Source organism: Mucilaginibacter sp. 3215 (assembly GCF_050433785.1).
Lineage (GTDB): Bacteria > Bacteroidota > Bacteroidia > Sphingobacteriales > Sphingobacteriaceae > Mucilaginibacter.
This window is the reverse complement of sequence record NZ_JBNPWO010000005.1, coordinates 387,880-404,754: the sequence shown is the minus strand read 5'-3', so window position 1 is coordinate 404,754 and position 16,875 is coordinate 387,880. Positions and strand designations below refer to the sequence as shown.

General features: G+C 42.6%; 17 protein-coding genes and 1 tRNA gene. 12 read left to right on the top strand and 6 right to left on the bottom strand.

The window, feature by feature from the left end; genetic code table 11:
- Window positions 1-170: 170 nt before the first annotated feature.
- Both ABIC84_RS12555 and ABIC84_RS12550 read right to left on the bottom strand, forming a co-directional pair.
- Window positions 171-527: an ISAon1 family transposase N-terminal region protein gene (locus tag ABIC84_RS12555; RefSeq protein ID WP_429263757.1), complete on the bottom strand. Its 357-nt coding sequence runs from the start codon at window positions 525-527 to the stop codon at window positions 171-173.
- Window positions 528-937: 410 nt separating this feature from the next.
- Window positions 938-1,049 (bottom strand) — tRNA-Asp (locus ABIC84_RS12550).
- Window positions 1,050-1,200: 151 nt separating this feature from the next.
- Here ABIC84_RS12550 and ABIC84_RS12545 point away from each other — a divergent pair.
- The 11 genes from ABIC84_RS12545 (at window position 1,201) to ABIC84_RS12495 (ending at window position 10,872) form a co-directional block, all read left to right on the top strand.
- Window positions 1,201-1,677: an Lrp/AsnC ligand binding domain-containing protein gene (locus tag ABIC84_RS12545; protein ID WP_090532141.1), complete on the top strand. Its 477-nt coding sequence runs from the start codon at window positions 1,201-1,203 to the stop codon at window positions 1,675-1,677.
- A gap of 508 nt (window positions 1,678-2,185) precedes the next feature.
- Window positions 2,186-3,124: an FAD:protein FMN transferase gene (locus tag ABIC84_RS12540; protein ID WP_429263756.1), complete on the top strand. Its 939-nt coding sequence runs from the start codon at window positions 2,186-2,188 to the stop codon at window positions 3,122-3,124.
- Between the two features lie 186 nt (window positions 3,125-3,310).
- The gene (locus ABIC84_RS12535) at window positions 3,311-3,652 is read left to right on the top strand and encodes a hypothetical protein (protein WP_090532147.1); all 342 of its coding nucleotides are present in this window, start codon (window positions 3,311-3,313) and stop codon (window positions 3,650-3,652) included.
- Window positions 3,642-4,550 carry a hypothetical protein gene (locus tag ABIC84_RS12530; protein ID WP_139160022.1) on the top strand — a complete coding sequence of 303 codons (909 nt, stop codon included), beginning with the start codon at window positions 3,642-3,644 and terminating at the stop codon, window positions 4,548-4,550. Before ABIC84_RS12535 ends, ABIC84_RS12530 begins: the two co-directional genes overlap by 11 nt.
- A gap of 9 nt (window positions 4,551-4,559) precedes the next feature.
- Window positions 4,560-5,243 carry a response regulator transcription factor gene (locus ABIC84_RS12525; protein ID WP_090532151.1) on the top strand — a complete coding sequence of 228 codons (684 nt, stop codon included), beginning with the start codon at window positions 4,560-4,562 and terminating at the stop codon, window positions 5,241-5,243.
- Window positions 5,244-5,247: 4 nt separating this feature from the next.
- On the top strand, window positions 5,248-6,582 hold the full coding sequence (locus ABIC84_RS12520; RefSeq protein ID WP_429263755.1) for a sensor histidine kinase: 1,335 nt from the start codon (window positions 5,248-5,250) through the stop codon (window positions 6,580-6,582).
- A gap of 257 nt (window positions 6,583-6,839) precedes the next feature.
- A complete protein-coding gene (locus ABIC84_RS12515; RefSeq protein WP_090532155.1) occupies window positions 6,840-7,520 on the top strand; it encodes an OmpA family protein in 681 nt (226 codons plus the stop codon).
- A 173-nt stretch (window positions 7,521-7,693) separates the two neighbouring features.
- On the top strand, window positions 7,694-8,083 hold the full coding sequence (locus ABIC84_RS12510; RefSeq protein ID WP_091167255.1) for an HYC_CC_PP family protein: 390 nt from the start codon (window positions 7,694-7,696) through the stop codon (window positions 8,081-8,083).
- Between the two features lie 69 nt (window positions 8,084-8,152).
- On the top strand, window positions 8,153-8,653 hold the full coding sequence (locus ABIC84_RS12505) for a heavy-metal-associated domain-containing protein (protein ID WP_090532159.1): 501 nt from the start codon (window positions 8,153-8,155) through the stop codon (window positions 8,651-8,653).
- Between the two features lie 24 nt (window positions 8,654-8,677).
- The gene (locus ABIC84_RS12500; protein WP_426583735.1) at window positions 8,678-9,478 is read left to right on the top strand and encodes a hypothetical protein; all 801 of its coding nucleotides are present in this window, start codon (window positions 8,678-8,680) and stop codon (window positions 9,476-9,478) included.
- 11 nt (window positions 9,479-9,489) lie between these two features.
- Window positions 9,490-10,872 (top strand): hypothetical protein, encoded by a 1,383-nt coding sequence (locus ABIC84_RS12495; protein ID WP_429263754.1) that lies wholly within the window; start codon window positions 9,490-9,492, stop codon window positions 10,870-10,872.
- Between the two features lie 182 nt (window positions 10,873-11,054).
- On the opposite strand, the gene ABIC84_RS12490 is transcribed toward ABIC84_RS12495, so the two are convergent.
- Window positions 11,055-11,972, bottom strand: a complete 918-nt coding sequence (locus ABIC84_RS12490) for a hypothetical protein (protein ID WP_091167247.1) — start codon at window positions 11,970-11,972, stop codon at window positions 11,055-11,057.
- Between the two features lie 337 nt (window positions 11,973-12,309).
- Between ABIC84_RS12490 and ABIC84_RS12485 the strand changes: the two genes are divergently transcribed.
- Complete coding sequence (locus ABIC84_RS12485) at window positions 12,310-13,872, top strand: glycoside hydrolase family 10 protein (protein ID WP_426583729.1); 1,563 nt, start codon at window positions 12,310-12,312, stop codon at window positions 13,870-13,872.
- 158 nt (window positions 13,873-14,030) lie between these two features.
- Here the strand turns inward: ABIC84_RS12485 and ABIC84_RS12480 are convergent, their stop codons facing one another.
- The 3 genes from ABIC84_RS12480 to ABIC84_RS12470 form a co-directional block, all read right to left on the bottom strand.
- Window positions 14,031-14,819 (bottom strand): hypothetical protein, encoded by a 789-nt coding sequence (locus tag ABIC84_RS12480; RefSeq protein WP_426583727.1) that lies wholly within the window; start codon window positions 14,817-14,819, stop codon window positions 14,031-14,033.
- A gap of 111 nt (window positions 14,820-14,930) precedes the next feature.
- Window positions 14,931-15,437, bottom strand: coding sequence for a hypothetical protein (locus ABIC84_RS12475; protein ID WP_426583725.1), 507 nt, complete (start codon window positions 15,435-15,437; stop codon window positions 14,931-14,933).
- A 124-nt stretch (window positions 15,438-15,561) separates the two neighbouring features.
- Window positions 15,562-16,866, bottom strand: a complete 1,305-nt coding sequence (locus ABIC84_RS12470) for an amidohydrolase (protein ID WP_429263753.1) — start codon at window positions 16,864-16,866, stop codon at window positions 15,562-15,564.
- Between the last annotated feature and the right edge of the window lie 9 nt (window positions 16,867-16,875).

Genomic DNA, 16,875 nt, shown 5'->3' with positions numbered 1-16,875 from the left:
CGTCTATGCTTAGCGATGGCCCTATGTTTTGTTCAAACAGCATCCATTCATCTGCATGTTCTTTTTGATCCCAGCTATGAAAATCGCTCAGAAAGCCTTTGTATTGCTGCTGTAGCTGTTTGCCATCAACTGTATAAAGCCGCCCTAACAAATGACAGCTGATCGGGTTATTATCCAAATATACCTTTTAAAAAAGTGCCGAATTCCGTTGTCATTCGCGCTCCTTTTCTAACTAAGTTCCAGTCCCTTGTGATGATCTCACCACTTGCTTTAACTTCCCATCTGCGCCTTTTAATGCAAAGAGCTACTTTATGGCCCCGGATAGGAAAATCCTGGATAGCTGTCTCCGGTAAGAATCCTTTCGACTCAAGTTGTTGCTTGTCATAGCCTGCTGGCGGAAGATTCTTTTCCTCAAGGTAAATGTTCAATTGGCCGTTCTCAGAGGAGCGGACATCTGTAAGTTCGAAGTATTCCAAAAGCCCTTCAGGCAAAATCAGGCGGACAAGTGTTTCGTATGCAGCTGACAAGTGTGGACATTTTTATTTCTGCCTGCAAAGCAAACACTTTTTTTATTCCCCCACAATTTTTCTGCTTGATCCAAGATATCCGGATAAGGTTATGCAATTGACTTAGGCTGATTACAATATTTTGGCGAATGCAAAATAAAAAAGCTATAAAAACAGCAAAGCCCCTGATGGGCAGGGGCCTTTACTAACCAATTATAAACCTAAATTATGAGAAGAGCTGTAGGAGAAGGAGTCGAACCTTCACGGAGTGGTTATTTTTATTGCTAAAAGTTTCCCAATTTCTCCGCCACCGCGACAAGGAGGTGTGTCTGCCAAAAATTTCACCATCCTACAGTGTTGTAAGCCTTAAGTCGTTAGTCTGAAGTTCTAAGTCTTTTGACTTAAGACTTCTGACTTTGTACTTAAACTTGCTGTTGGGGAAGGATTCGAACCTTCACAGAGTGGTTAGCCCGCTTCGGGTTTTCCATGATCTCCGCCACCGGGACAAGGAGGTGTGTCTGCCAAAAATTTCACCACCCAACATTGTTTTTACTTTAAAGAACATTAAGCATTTCCCTTTTGCTTGATACAAATTTAATAGGACTATCTATTTCTTGCAAATATTTCAACAAAAATATTTTATTTTTAATCGAATTTTAATTAAACTTGTATTTCAATATAGATATTCAAATTTATGTCCCACAGAAAAGCTCAAAATTTAGAAATTGATAATCTTGACATCCAGATTTTATCAATATTAATGAAAAATGCTACCACTCCATACACCGAGATAGCTAAAGAGTTGATTGTTTCTGGCGGAACCATACACGTGCGGATGAAAAAGTTAGAGGAGATGGGTGTAATAAAAGGGGCCAGCCTTGAGGTAGATCCGCAAAAATTAGGATATGACATCACTGCATTCCTGGGTATTTACCTCGAAAAAGGATCACAGTATAATGAAGCTGTAAAGCAATTAAAAACAATTAAAGAGATTGTCGAGCTGCATTACACTACCGGCGAATGGAGCATTTTTGCTAAAATTGTATGTCATGATACTACTCACCTGCGTGAAGTTTTAAATGAGCAGATCCAGGGTGTAAGAGGCATTCAACGTACCGAAACCTTCATTTCGCTTGAAGAAAGTATCAGGAGGCAAATAACGCTGGAATAAATTTTTACTCAAATTATTGAAACGCCTACAGCCTGGTTTTTACCGGGCTATAGGCGTTTGTTTTATGAAAACCTTAAATTGAATTACCAAAAAAACGGGCCATTAAACGTTAAAAGGAAAATCATTGATAATTGGTCCGTAATTTTCGATAATAAAACAAGCTGATAAAACGGACATCATCAGGTTTTATATGGATTATATTACTTTCAAGATGTTCAACACAACGCCCAGGCTGAAAATTTATTAAATTCCAAGTTCCATCTTTCTGCAGTTTTGCCCTCTTCGGTTAGCGTTTTTTTTCGGCTTTAACTCTTTTTATCATTTAAGTGTTAAAAAATGTCAAAATCAGTTAATTATATTAATTAAAAAGCCTTTTTCATCTCAATTTCATAAAGCGCCGCTACTTTAGTTTTTGTAAAGGAGTGATGTAGCGTAATTGATCAAACTCGCGTAAGGTAATTTACGGTGCATTGTGTGTTCATTTTTAGATACTTAAAAGATTATTATTATGCTGGCTATAAAAACTTTAACCGATAATTTAACAGTCTACAAACGCAACATACGTTTAATGGGCGATAAATTTGAGATTAGTGTAGTGGGCAATAACCCCCTGCTGGCAGATGAGCAAATTGACATTGCCATTGATGAAATTAACAGGGTTGAAAAACTGCTTTCGGCTTTTAGCGATGACAGCAGCATCAACCACATAAACCGTAATGCCGGTGTTGTCCCGGTTAAAGCCGATGGTGAAACATTCAGGCTCATTAACAGGGCACTGCAAATATCAGAACTTACTTACGGCGCTTTTGATATTACCTACCTGGCTGATAACGCGTTTAACGAAACCACAGCCGAAAACGCTTCGGTAAAAACCGCCAAACGTACGCTTCCACTGGCCAGCTACAAAAACATAGTGCTTGATACTGTTAAACAAACTGTTTTTTTGAAAGAAAAAGGGATGCGCATAGGTTTTGGCGCAAACGGCAAAGGTTACGCTGCCGACAGGGCTAAATATGTATTGCAAATGAACGGTGTAAGTAGCGGCGTGATCAATTTTGGCGGTGACCTGCTTGCTTGGGGCCTACAACCAAACCTGCAGCCCTGGACTGTTGCTGATGCCGACATTACTCAGCTAAACCAACCCTTTGCTGATTTGGAGATCAGTAATCTTGCTTTTGCTACATCGGTTAACGCCGAAAAATATGCAAGTATCAGCAATAAAAAATTCACCAACGTATTTAACCCTAAAAAAGGTTTTCCGGTTAGCGGTATTACAAGCGTAAGCATCCTTAGCCCTACTGCCGAATTTGCCGACGCCTTGGCCACACCGATACTCACCATAGGTGTTAACGCCGGCTTATACATGATCAATCAGCTTAACCAGGTTGCCTGCGTTATTATTGATGATCAAAACCGGGTTTATCCGTCAAAAGATATCGCTCTCTGACTTTCAAACATTCAAGTACACTCATAAACCTTTCATCATAATTGTGATCTGTTATAATTCATTTGCATCGGCATTTTTACAAGTGCTCCTGTAAATGAATTGTTATTTGTTGTACCTTTCTCATTTTGGCGTAAACATTTAAATTGACCGTTATTTGAGCCTTATTTTTACCTTTTCTTCTCCTCAATGATAAAGTGGTTTGCGTATATTGTCCTGTTATTGATATTTGCAACACGTATATCATTTGCCAATGCCCTTACAAAAAACATTGATGCACTTGCTCATGCCGGTAACAAAAAACCGGGTGCATTGTCGTATACTTTATTAGCGGCTGATACTACTACCAAAACCAAAAAGCAACTGGAGGATGAAAAGAAAAAAATAAAAGAAATAGCCAAAGCAAAGCGGCAGGCTAAGCCGGCTACCGTTGACGACGATGCCGTACCGCCTAAGCCCAAACCAAAAAGGCAGCGCCGGCCCGAAGGCATGGAGCGCCCGCCCGAAATACCGAGGAGAAATGGCAGTTAAACCGGTTAAACAATTTACCATATTGATGAAATACCTTTGCTTACTTTTTTTTATGGCTGCAAGCGGCACCGTATTTGGTGCGGATACTGATTTGCGCCTTTTTGCCGGTAAGCATCCCTTAGTAGCCGATTCTGACACCATTATTCGTAAACGGTCAATTTCGGCCGGGGTAAGTTATGGCAGCGACGTGCTGTTTTTTGGCCGTACCGGCCCGGTAAAATATCCTTTTGTTACTGCCGATCTGATTTATAATACCAAGTCGGGTATCTTTTTATATGGGTCGGCTTTTAAGGTTTTGGGTTATGCCCCTGTTGACGAGGTTGATTTGGGTGGAGGTTATTTTTACAAATTTTCGAAGGCTTTTTCAGGCTCAGTAAGTTATACGCGGTTCTTTTTTGCCAGGGATGCCGCGCAGGTTATTAAATCGGCCTCCTCAAATGATATCAATTTTAAAAACTCATACGATTGGCATTACCTGAAAACAAGTGCCGTGCTTGATTATCTTTTCGGCAAATCGAACGACATTTTTTTAACCATAAGCAATTCAAAATACTGGGAAAGCAGCTGGAGCATTTTTGACGACCAGGATTTTCTTTCCTTTAACCCTTCCTTTAATTTCATCCTGGGCACGCAGAATTTTGTTCAGCGCTATTCACTTGATCATCATTTCAGGGACGAGGCCGCCAATATTTCTATACAATATGACCCGCGTTATGCGAGCCGTAACCGCCGGTTCAACATGCTTAATTACAGCTTCAAAATCCCGGTGGCTTATAACCGGCCGCATTATACGTTTGAATTTTCGTACAAATATTCTATCCCTGTTAACGTAGAAGGAGTATTGCTTAACCGGCGCGAGTCATTTTATAATTTAACTTTTTACTACGTTTTTTATTAGTCATAATACATGAATGTTTTAATAATAGAAGACGAAACAGCACTTGCCCACGAACTTGAAATTTTTCTTTCAAACTATAACTATATCTGCGAGGTTTGTTTTGACGGCACTTCGGCATCCGAAAAAATTGCCACAAACCTTTATGATTTTATATTGATAGACCTGGGCCTGCCCGATTATGACGGCCTTGACCTGCTCAGGGAATCAAAAAAGACTAATTCGGAGGCGGCATGTATTATACTCACCGCCCGCGCAGAGATCAACGACCGGATTAAAGGCCTCGACCTTGGCGCCGACGATTATCTGCCTAAGCCTTTTTCGTTGCTTGAGCTGCAAAGCCGTATGCAGGCCATCATCAGGCGTAAGTTTGGTGTTAAAAATAACATTGTTGAACTGGGTGGTTTCCTGATCGACCTTACCGCACGTACTATATCCTATTATAACAGCGTTGTTAATACCATTACCAAAAAAGAATTTGACCTCATAGCCTATTTAATTTTACATAAAAACCGTACGCTTACCCGCATGCAGCTGAGCGAGCATATCTGGGGCAGCGTGGTGAATAATGACTATGACAGCAATTATATTGACGCGCATATTAAAAATATCCGTAAAAAATTAAATGCCTATGCCCCGCCCGACTGGCTGGAAACGGTACGTGGTTTGGGTTATAAAATAAAGATCAACGCCTGAGTATTTGAAATTAGGAACAAAACTTACCCTTTTCAACGCCATCTCCAAGCTGGTTATCGTGATACTGTTTGTATTGCTTGTTCCTGTATTGATCAAAAATATCAGCCGTAATTATGTCGACAGCAAGCTTATCAAACAAAAAAACAAGCTGCTGCAAATTGTAAAAAGCAAGGGCATTGAAACCTATATCGAAAACGGCGAAGGCTACGGCAGCTACCTGCCGCTTAAGGAAGAATATATCAGCCTGGACGAAGTTGATCCCGATTATTTCCTGGATACTATAAAAAGAGGTAAGCGCCTTTTTAGTGAGGGGGATACTTTAGAGTATCGCATATTAAGCCATACCTTTAAGGTTAAGAACAAAAATTACCTGCTGGAAATTGGCAAAAGTGTAGATACTTTGGATGAAACCAGCGTCCCGCTGCAAAATATAGCTTTCCAGGTATTGCTGGGAATGATTTTGCTTACCGTACTGGCCGACCAGGTATATTCAACCTACGTACTTAAGCCTTTACGGCTTATTATTAAAACCAAGCTTGTAGGGCAAAAATTCCCTAATTTTCATACCTACCGGCAGGTACGTACTACCACATCAGATTTTCAGCACCTGGATATCAGTATCCATAACATGATTGAAACCATTGCGGATAAATTTCATAAAGAGCGGGAGTTTATTTCCAACGCATCGCATGAGCTTATGACACCTATCTCTATTCTTCAATCAAAAATCGAAAATATGTTTGAGGAGGAGGATATCAACGATGAGCTTAAAGGCAGGTTATTGGAGATGCAAAAGATCCTGAACCGGTTGAAGAGCATTACGAAAACGCTGCTGCTCATTTCGCAGATAGAGAACGAACAGTTTTTAAAAGAAGACAAGGTATCGGTATCCGAACTATTACAGGAGGTTTACGACGAGATCTCCATTCGTCTGCAGGATAAAAACATCAGCTACGAAATGTTGATGCCAGACAACTGGCATTTTGTCAACATCAATAAATTTTTACTCTTTAACCTGTTCTTTAATCTTATTAACAATGCTATTAAATACAATCATGAAGGCGGCAGCATTAAGGTAACAGGCATTACTGTAAATGATAAATATATGATCAGTATAGCTGATACTGGCATTGGTATTGATGAAGACGCCATCCCGCTGATCTTTAACCGCTTTAAAAAATTCAGACAGTCATTACAACAAGACAGCTTTGGATTGGGCCTGCCTATTGTAAAATCAATAGCGGCCTTTCATGATATTGAAATCAATGTAATTTCTGAAAAAGATAAAGGAAGTACCTTTAAACTTATTTTCCCGGCTACACTGATAGTAATTTCCTAAAACTGCAAAAAGGCATGCCAAATTGTACTGTAGCAAAAATTTTACTGCTGCTTTGTACTAAAAATCGGGCAGTGTTGCAAAAATCAATATTACTGTATTCTTTACTTCATTGAAATTAACTTTACTTATCATTAAAAAAATGTTGCTATGATTGATGGGGGATATTCTTTTAATAGAAGCGGTGCATAATACTGCCATCCGCTTTTTTTGGCATCTGCTTTGTAAAAAGTACGGTATAACATAATTATACAAGTACGATGAGAACGCTTAAATTAAAAGTAGCCACCCTTGGTATAGCATTAGCTACAGCAGGCATATTAGGCTCAGGATGTAATTCACTTACAAAAACACAAAAAGGTGCTGCTATTGGCGCAGGTGCCGGTGGTACAGTAGGTGCGTTTATTGGTAAAGCTGCCGGTAATACCGCTTTAGGTGCTATTATAGGTGGTGCTGTAGGTGGTACCGCAGGTGCTTTTATCGGCCGTAACATGGACAGGCAAGCTGCCGAAATTAAACAAACCGTGCCGGGCGCCACAGTAACCCGCGAAGGCGAAGGCATCTTGGTTAAATTTGATTCAGGTATTTTATTCGATACCGATAAATCAGATTTGAAATCTGCCGCTCAAACTAACCTGCAAAACCTTGCAGCGTCGTTACAAAAAAACCCTGAAACTAACATTACCATCATCGGCCATACCGATAATACCGGATCTGACAGTTATAATCAAACACTTTCAGTAAAGAGGGCGGATGCTGTAAAATCATATTTAGTTGCGGGTAATGTAGCTTCATCACGTATGACAGTGACCGGTAAAGGCGAAAGCGAACCAATTGCCGATAATACCACTGCCGATGGCCGCGCACAAAACCGCAGGGTTGAGATCACCATTGTGGCAAACGAAAAAATGAAGGAGCAGGCTAAACAAGCTGCCCAGTAACACAGTGAATAAATAATAAGATCAGTTAATAGTTTAAAGAGGAAGTCCCCGGCACAAAGCCGGGGCTTTTTTGTATATGCCAAAATCACTATTTGCACATTTGTTAAACAATGCGTTGTTCCAGCTGATAAAAACATTTTGTAATCAACAAGTTAATCACCTACTTTTGCAGTATGGTAAAAAGATCAGGAGCGATATTACTCACTATGCTGTATACAGTTACAGTATTGGGCTTTGCTCTTAATTTCCATATTTGCGGCGACTATGTAGCATCTGTAAAAATTGATGCCCCAGCGGTTAACTGCAAAATGGACCAAAAAGGCGGCAAAATGAAATGCTGCAAGGATAAACAGGTTGAAGTAAAAGTAAAAGACGCTCACCAGGGCGAATCAACTTCGTTTTTAGCAAAGATGTTTGGCTTTGAATTGCCAAGCTGGTCGTTCGATAGCCTGTTTCCGGCCTTGCCATCTTCTTCTTCCGACAAATTTTATGACCGCAGCCCTCCCGACCCATCGGTTCAGGGCATCGCCACATTTATCCGCAACTGTATCTTCCGCATTTGATCTGTTAATTGTTAAACCCGGTAAACCTTATCAATAGTTTATTCTCTAACAATTAATTACACGATCAACATGAAAACTTTAAAAATATTCATCATCATATTTGCGCTTTCAGTAACAGCAGCTAAAGCCCAATTTACCAAAGCCGAACTCCAGGTTAGCGGTCTTACCTGCGCCCTGTGCGCCAAATCAACCGAAAAAGCATTACGCACACTGCCGTTTATTGGCGAGATCAAAACTGATCTGATCCGTAACACTTACCTCATTACCTTTAAAAATGACGTGCCGGTAAATTTCGAGCAGATCAGCAAAAAGGTTCAGGGCTCGGGATTTTCGGTTAACAGTTTAAAAGCCACTTATAATTTTGCCAATACCAAAGTTGCCGAGAATACATTTAACTACGGGGGCGATACTTACCGCCTGCTTAACGCTGCCGATAAATCATTTACCGGCGATGTGAGCTTTACCGTGGTTGACAATGGTTTCGCACCCAAATCGGTATCAAAAAAATACCTTGGCCAGGTTACCGATACTGCCCCTGCAAGTGGCCGCGTTTATCATTTAGCTATCTAAATTCTTCATTTAACATCATTTTTTATGAAGAGGATATTATTGGCTGCTTGCCTTATGGCAATGGCACGCCCTGTATTGGCGCAGGAACTGTATGTAAATACGGAACCGGCCAGCAATATGGCAACCGGCTCATTGGGCATCCGCGTGGAAAACCAGGGATACTTTAAGCCTTCGTACAAAAACCGCAGTACTATTGAGGCCATGTATGGTGTTAGCCGGCATTTGATGGTGCATGGCTCGGTTTACATGTCTGATTATTATAATTCGAGCCAGCACTTTGAAGGTGGCAGCGTGTACGCCAAGTACCGGTTCCTATCTATCGATACCGTTCAGCGACATTTCAGGGGGGCATTTTTTGCTAAACTATCAAGCATCAACAACCCCGTAGTCAACCGTGAAATCACTTTGGAAGGGGATAACAGCGGAGCACAAGGCGGGGTGGTTTTCACCCAGTTGCTGCATAAGCTGGCACTTTCAGGTTCGGCAAGCTATTTGCGGGCGTTTAATAACAGCGGGAACTATGAAATTTCAACCAATAGAGTACGTAATGCCGCGGCTTATACCTTATCTGGCGGCTATTTGCTTTTGCCGCGTAATTATCGCGACTACAAGCAGGTAAATTTAAACTTGTATTGTGAACTGCTGGGCAAAACCAACCCAGGGCATAACGAAAGTTATCTGGACGTTGCACCCGCTTTGCAACTGATATTTAACAGTACCTGCCGGCTTGATTTCTCGTACCGTACGCCTATCTATAATGATATGCAACGGAATACTAAAAACATGTACCTCATCAGGCTGGAGTACAACTTTTTTAATCTTTAACTTACACTACTATGAAAGCATATATTGTGTTCATTGCGCTAAGCCTGGCTGCCGTGGGCGCATCCGCTCAGCACCATCACGATATGAAGATGAGCGATACCACAAAAAAGAATATGCGCATGAACAGCACCAAACCTATGGTTATGGATATGGGCAATATGAAAAAGGATACGCTCATGCACCATATGATGATGACGAGCCAGTTCTCGCGCGATCTCCCCATGAACCGCGATGGTTCAGGTACTTCGTGGGTGCCTGATGAAACTCCGATGTATGCCTACATGATCCATGGTAAAAAATGGATGAGCATGGTACATGGTAGCTTTTTTGCGCGCTATAACAACCAGGACCTGTTTAATTCGGGCAAGAGAGGTGGCAGTAACAGAATTGATGTACCCAACTGGCTTATGTTCATGACCCAGCGAAAGGTAGGCAATAATGGGCTGTTCTCCATTAATACCATGTTCTCGTTCGATCCCTTTTTAGTGGGCAACGGCGGCTATCCGCTCCTGTATCAAACCGGCGAATCCTACAAAGGACAAAAATTGGTCGACAAACAGCACCCACACGATCTTTTTGCCGAGTTGAGTATAGCTTATACCCAGCGCGTGGCTAAGGATGCTGACCTGTATCTCTCGTTCGGTTACCCGGGAGAGCCGGCTTTAGGTCCGCCGGTATTTATGCACCGCCTTTCGGCCATCAATGACCCCGATGCGCCGCTTGGTCATCATTACCAGGATGCTACACATATCACCTTTGGTGTTGCAACATTGGGCTTCCGCTTAAAAAATGTAAAGCTGGAGGGGTCCATATTTACCGGCCGCGAGCCGGATGAGCACCGCTATGATTTTGATAAAATGCGGTTTGACTCATACTCGGCCCGTTTATCCTATAATCCATCCAAAGAGTGGGCGCTGCAAGTATCAGACGGATGGATCCACAGCGCGGAAGAAGCCGAGCCGGGGCAAAACGTAAACAGGTTCACTGCATCGGCCATCCATACCAAAATGCTGAACAAAAACAGCTACGTAGCAACTACACTGGTTTACGGGCAAAACCATTATTCGGACAATCATAAAACGCAGCCGTCTGTTTTATTAGAGAATACTTTACAGCTCAACAAAACCGCTGTTTATGGCAGATATGAATTTGTGCAAAAAGATGCCGAAGAACTGGACATGCACGATGCCTATCCGCTTAACCCCAACTTTAATATCAATGCTTTAACCCTGGGCGTAAACCGGATTTTGAGCAGCTTCAAAAACACCAATGTTACTGGCGGTGTACAGGCTACGCTCAATGTTTCACCATCGGCGTTAAAGCCGCTTTATGGTAACACGCCTGTTGGCTTTGAAGTTTATTTAAGGATAAGCCCGGCATTAATGAAGATGTAATGATCACTAATTTTTCGAATTAAGTCGAATTACACGAATTGGAATAATCCATAATTCCATCGTTATTGCAATAACGTGCTTTTAGAATATCAAACACAAAGAGGCCAGGTTTGCTATGCAAACCTGGCCTCTCCTTTTTATTCGTGAAATTCGACTTAATTCGAAAAAATTAGTGCCGATAATTATTTAAGCGTTACACCTGTTTTACCCATGGTGCCGCCATCAGCATAAAGCATAATGGTATAAGTACCTTTCTGGAATGGCAGGGTTGGGTTTATCCAGTCGATGGTGTATTGTGTGCCATCATCCTTAAAATCAATGGATGTTTTGTAGGTGTATTGCAGGTCCTGGCCATCGGCGCTGAAAGTTCCTGAATCAGGTGCTGTAATCAGGTTTCCGGTTGGATCAATGACGCGTACATAAATATCATGCATAGCTTTTGTAGCCAAAGTATTGCTGGCCACAGTGAAGTTAATCTTCAGTTTTTTGGCTGGGTTTGCACGGGTTACATCAACCTCTTTTCCGCTGCCTTTTATTTTATAGGCCACCACATCTGATGTTGCCAGCTTAAGCGCCTGGGCTACTTTCACTTTAGCGCCAAGGTCTTCATTTTGTTTGGATAGCGTATCCACCTTTTTGGCAACCGTTGCCAAATTGGTTTTTAAAGTATCCCTTTCGGTGGTGAGCGATGTGTTCTGTTTTTTGAGCTCATCAATGTCGGCAGTATACTTGGTTACAAAATAACGGAGTTGTTTTACATCCTCCTGTACTTTGGCAAGTTCTTGTGCGGTAAGTTTACCTTTGGCCAGTTTGGCCCTCAAAACTTTAATGGTAGATTTTAACGAATCGTTTTTGGCGGTTAGTGCCGCGGTCATCTTGGCTTTGCCTGCAGTGACCTGTTCAACCTGCGATTCAAGACTGTCGAGCTCGGTTTGCAGCCTTGTTTGCTCATCATGCTGATAAACTATTTTTTTATCGGAGTTGTTTTTTTGCAGGTACAGATACACATCGGTACCCAATAAAGCAAGCACTACTACAATAAGAAAATAAATGACGTTTGAGTTTTTCTTAGGTTGTTGTTGCCCAGATTGGTTTTCCATAGCAATTAAATGTTAAGTTTTAGCATAGTTAAGCAAGTGGTATAACAAAAGCTTAGCTATAGTGTTTAGTTTTTAACGAAATATCAACTGTTAATTGATGTAAAGCGCTTTCCTGCAAGTATATACAGATGCGTTTATCCTTAATGGTTAACATATTGAACGTTAAAACACTAAAAATATGATTTTTTAAAAAATTATTACATCAATTGTTTTAGGCGTTGAGCTAAAATAACTACAAAATGTTTAAAACACAATAAGGCTTCAATTTTTATACTTCATAATAAACCTGCTACGTTATGAGTTTATATCTTTGCAACTTTCAATTTAATTCTATTTGATGCATATATACCAACGGTTCATACTTCTGATTATAATCCTGTTTGCAAGTTTAACAGTTAATGCGCAGCCGGCCGATCTTGTACCGGCACCGGTTGATGTAAAAATGCAGCCCAAACGCGAATTCAGGGGAGTATGGATAGCCACAGTGGTTAACATCGACTGGCCAACCAACTCCAAATCTCCTTCAGAAAAGCAGAAACAAGAGCTTATCGATATATTAAATTCGCACCAGGAAACCGGGATCAATGCAGTTATGCTGCAGGTGCGGCCCGCTGCCGATGCATTTTATGCCAAAAGCCGTGAGCCTTGGTCGAAATATTTAACCGGTAAACAGGGTCAGGCCCCCAGCCCTAATTATGACCCGCTTGAATTTGCCATCACCGAAGCACATAAACGCGGCATGGAGCTGCACGCCTGGTTTAACCCTTACCGCGCTACTTTTGACGGCAACTTTGCAGCGCTTAGTCCGCAGCATATTACCAAAATAAAGCCTGAATGGTTCTTTACCTACGGCGGCATTAAAACTTTTAACCCCGGCCTGCCCGAAGTGCGCGACTATATTGTACAGGTAATACTGGATGTTGTGGATAATTACGACATAGACGGCGTACACATGGACGATTATTTTTATCCATATCCCATTGCCGGTCAAAAAATAAACGACGAGGAAACATTTAGAAAGTACGGTGAGGGTTACGATAATATTAAAGACTGGCGCCGTCACAATGTGGACCTGCTGATACATATGATTGCCGATAGCGTTCATGCGCATGATCCTAACATGAAATTTGGTGTGAGCCCTTTTGGCATCTGGGCTAATAAAGCGCAAAATGAGGAAGGGTCTGAAACTAATGGCGGCTCATCATATTATGAAAATTATGCCGATACCCGCAAATGGGTAAAAGAAGGCTGGATAGATTATATTAATCCGCAGCTTTACTGGCAGATAGGCAACCGTGCCGCCGATTTTCAAAAGCTGCTCGACTGGTGGGGCGACAATACTTATGGCAGGCATTTGTATGTAGGCCAGGCGGCTTACCGCATCAACGAGCGCAAGGTTCAGGCTTTCAGAAACCCGGCTCAGCTACCTCAGCAAATAGAACTTATTCGTAACAACCCAAGGGTGCAGGGCAGTGTTTACTTTAGTTCCAACTCACTCACCAGCAACCCGCTTGGCTTTACCGACTCGTTGCGTGACAATTATTACCAATATCCTGCGTTGCCGCCGGTAATGCTATGGCGCGATTCGATACCGCCTAATGCCCCTCAGCAGGTTACGGCTAAAGCCGTGGGTAAAAGTGTAGTGGTAAGGTGGCTTACTCCAACTTTAGCTAAAGACGAAGAGCCGGTTTATGGGTACGTGATCTACCGCTTTAACGATGGTGAAAAGATAGACATCGACAACCCTAAAAACATTCTCAAAATCAAATATGATCCCACACTGGGGTATGATGATAATACTGTTATTAAGGGTAAAACTTATTTTTATGTAGTCACAGCATTAGATAGGATGAAGAATGAGAGTGAAAGGTCGCCAACGATAGCGGTCACGGTGCCGTAATGCTTTAATATCCCGTTGTCATTTCGAAACGAGGACCGGGTGAGAGATCTTATGTACTATAAGCAGGCGGGTACGCAATGCGTTTAAGCCGGGCGTATAAGATCTCGCTTTCGCCCCAATGTTCAGCCCCTCTCTGCTCAGTCAGGAAATTACACAACTTATAACTCAATCAACCCTTTTTCCTTCAGTTTATTGAGATAGATATCGATCTCGCTATCGCCCAGGCCAAAAATACTTTCATTTTTCCAAAAGGCGTGGTAAATGGCCGTTTTGGTTTTAGCGCCGTTATTATAAATATCCAGTAGTTTTTGTTCGATATAGCTCAACCCATCCGCATTGGTTTGCATCCGTTTAAGGTGTGCCTGTAGTGCAGGCTTAAGCAGCGGGAGGCCGCCCCAAAAGGTATTTTCGTTGAGCCATTTTTCTAACCCGGCGAGGTCATTATTAACATATAGCCTCCAGGCATCGGCGGCCAGGCCGAGCTCCCATTCGTTCAGGCGCTCGCGGGCATCATACAATTCTTCAAATTGTTCGCCGGTTAATTCACCCAGGCCTTTCTTATTATCAAACTGAACACAATCGGCCAGGCAAATGAGGTAAATGGCCGGGGCCGACATATCGGTTTTTAGCGAAAGCATTTCCAATACACCCAGCAGGTTTACCTGGCAATGCAAATCAAATTCAAACCACAGGTTAATCTCGGTATACCGGCTGTTTAGTTTGCCAAGCTCATCTATCACTTTATGCTGATATTCATCTGCCGGGGCATCGAATGTTCTCCCAATCCAATCGCGCCGCGCGCTCCAGAAACTTCCTGAAAGGATATTTTCCTGTAAAGGACCTTCAGAAAACACCTCGCGCCAAACCATAACATCCCCGTCGAGCCCGGTTTGATCAAAACCATCTAACGCGGCATCGCCATTTAATATATGCAGGATAGCGTTCATGAAAGCTAAGTTATAAATAAAACCCGCGTCTTTGCTGAAGCGGAAATTTTGTCAACCTTAATTTTAAATTCAGATTGCAAAAGTAGCAGTGTTTATAATACAGGAGGCATTTTACATGCCGTTGCGCGGCACCCAGGCCTGGCTTTTAATGAGCCATTTACCGCTCACGATCCGCAATACGAACGAAAAAGCCCCTTGTTCTTCAAAATGCTCGCCGTTCACAAGGCCGGTATATTCCACGGGGGCTACGAGGTAAACTATTTCCTCCGTTTGCTGAAAAGTTTTAATGCGCTGCAGATCAACTTTAAAATCTCTAATCTTAAAATCCTTAACCGCTTTTTGTACGGAATTTATCCATTGTACACCAGCTAGTTGCCCGTTCCACGAAAAAGGAGGCTGTTCATCGGCCACTACTGCATTAGGAGCGTAAAGATCAGATACCGCTTCGATGCTGAAAGTGCCGGAAGCTTTTATTACTGTTTCAACAACCTGGCGCACCTCGGGCTTTAATTTAGCTACCGTATCGGCAGGCAGCATCATTTTTGCCGAAACTGCAATACCAGGCAAACTGCTCATAAACACGCACAGGCATAAAAGGGGTAGTAAATGCTTTTTCATGATCTTAACAATTTCACACTATGCTATTAAGGCCGTTCAATATACGAATAAGCCGTTGTAAAAATACTTTTTGATCACTATTGTTTCAGCAGCAATAAAAAAGAGTCATCGGGTGACATTTAACTTATCTTTTGCTGTTCATGTAATCAATAGTCATATTGCACAAAGCTTTTACACCTAAACTAAAGCCGCTTTCATCAATATAAAAATCGGGTGTATGGTGCGATGGTGCTTTCAACGGATCGCCTCCCTTTGGCATACCGCCCAAAAATATGAACAAGCCCGGTACCTTTTCCTGGTAAAAGCTAAAATCTTCGGCACCGGTTACAGGCGGGCGCAACAGCACATTAGCGGCACCGGCAGTTTGCTGCAGGCTCGGCAGCATTTTCTGGGTAAGCGCGGGATCGTTATAAGTTACAGGATAGTGGTTGCTGTAGGGTATTTTTACCGTAGCTGTTGCTCCCTGCGCTTCGGCAGTCTTAGTGGCTATTTCTGTTACCCGCGCAATCAGTAATTTTTCGTCGGCAGGGGTAAAGGAGCGGAGGGTACCCAGCATTTCAACCGATTCGGGGATAATGTTTGAGCGGTTACCGCCTTTTATAGCACCTATAGTTACCACTGCCGGGTTTTCGGTTATATTGATATTGCGGCTCACTATGATTTGCAGGTTATTGATGATCTGGGCAGAGGTTATGATAGGGTCAACGCTCGACCATGGATAGGCCCCGTGGGCCGATCTACCTTTTACGATGATCTGCATATCATTAACCCCTGCCATGGTGCCGCCCGGCCGATAGGTTATTTTGCCAACCTCCGTTTGAGAATTAATGTGCAGGCCAAAAACCACATCCACTTTGGGGTTTTCCAGCACACCCTCCTTTACCATTTGCTCGGCCCCGCCTTTTTGTCCGGGTTCAACACCCTCTTCGGCGGGTTGAAAAATGAATTTTACGGTTCCGTGCAAGTCTGCTTTCATTGACGATAGCACCCGCGCAACCGCCATGAGTATGGCCATGTGCGAATCGTGTCCACAGGCATGCATCACGCCAACCTCCTGTCCGTTATAAGTAGTTTTTACTTTAGATGCAAACGGCACAGGCGTACGCTCAATAACCGGCAACCCGTCCATATCCGCCCTCAGAGCCACAACCGGGCCCGGATGCCCGCCTTTCAACACCCCAACCACACCGGTAGTAGCTATACCGGTTGTTACCTCAATACCTAATGATTGTAAATGCTTTGCGATAATGGCTGAGGTGCGCACCTCATGGTTACCCAATTCAGGATGTTCATGAAAATCACGCCGCCAGGTTGTTACCTGCTCCTGCAAGGCATCGGCTTTAGCATTTACATGCTGGCGCAGCGGGTTTTTTTGCGCCAATGCTTGTAACGAAAAAACACATAAGGATAAAGTAAGGCTTGCTTTCATACGGGCTGT

What these genes read in the sequence shown, in the direction of transcription:
- ABIC84_RS12545 (WP_090532141.1), top strand. Translation starts at nt 1,201, where the DNA reads ATGTCCCACAGAAAAGCTCAAAATTTAGAAATTGATAATCTTGACATC.
- ABIC84_RS12540 (WP_429263756.1), top strand. Translation starts at nt 2,186, where the DNA reads ATGCTGGCTATAAAAACTTTAACCGATAATTTAACAGTCTACAAACGC.
- ABIC84_RS12535 (WP_090532147.1), top strand. Translation starts at nt 3,311, where the DNA reads ATGATAAAGTGGTTTGCGTATATTGTCCTGTTATTGATATTTGCAACA.
- ABIC84_RS12530 (WP_139160022.1), top strand. Translation starts at nt 3,642, where the DNA reads ATGGCAGTTAAACCGGTTAAACAATTTACCATATTGATGAAATACCTT.
- ABIC84_RS12525 (WP_090532151.1), top strand. Translation starts at nt 4,560, where the DNA reads ATGAATGTTTTAATAATAGAAGACGAAACAGCACTTGCCCACGAACTT.
- ABIC84_RS12515 (WP_090532155.1), top strand. Translation starts at nt 6,840, where the DNA reads ATGAGAACGCTTAAATTAAAAGTAGCCACCCTTGGTATAGCATTAGCT.
- ABIC84_RS12510 (WP_091167255.1), top strand. Translation starts at nt 7,694, where the DNA reads ATGGTAAAAAGATCAGGAGCGATATTACTCACTATGCTGTATACAGTT.
- ABIC84_RS12505 (WP_090532159.1), top strand. Translation starts at nt 8,153, where the DNA reads ATGAAAACTTTAAAAATATTCATCATCATATTTGCGCTTTCAGTAACA.
- ABIC84_RS12500 (WP_426583735.1), top strand. Translation starts at nt 8,678, where the DNA reads ATGAAGAGGATATTATTGGCTGCTTGCCTTATGGCAATGGCACGCCCT.
- ABIC84_RS12495 (WP_429263754.1), top strand. Translation starts at nt 9,490, where the DNA reads ATGAAAGCATATATTGTGTTCATTGCGCTAAGCCTGGCTGCCGTGGGC.
- ABIC84_RS12490 (WP_091167247.1), bottom strand. Translation starts at nt 11,972, where the DNA reads ATGGAAAACCAATCTGGGCAACAACAACCTAAGAAAAACTCAAACGTC.
- ABIC84_RS12485 (WP_426583729.1), top strand. Translation starts at nt 12,310, where the DNA reads ATGCATATATACCAACGGTTCATACTTCTGATTATAATCCTGTTTGCA.
- ABIC84_RS12480 (WP_426583727.1), bottom strand. Translation starts at nt 14,819, where the DNA reads ATGAACGCTATCCTGCATATATTAAATGGCGATGCCGCGTTAGATGGT.
- ABIC84_RS12475 (WP_426583725.1), bottom strand. Translation starts at nt 15,437, where the DNA reads ATGAAAAAGCATTTACTACCCCTTTTATGCCTGTGCGTGTTTATGAGC.
- ABIC84_RS12470 (WP_429263753.1), bottom strand. Translation starts at nt 16,866, where the DNA reads ATGAAAGCAAGCCTTACTTTATCCTTATGTGTTTTTTCGTTACAAGCA.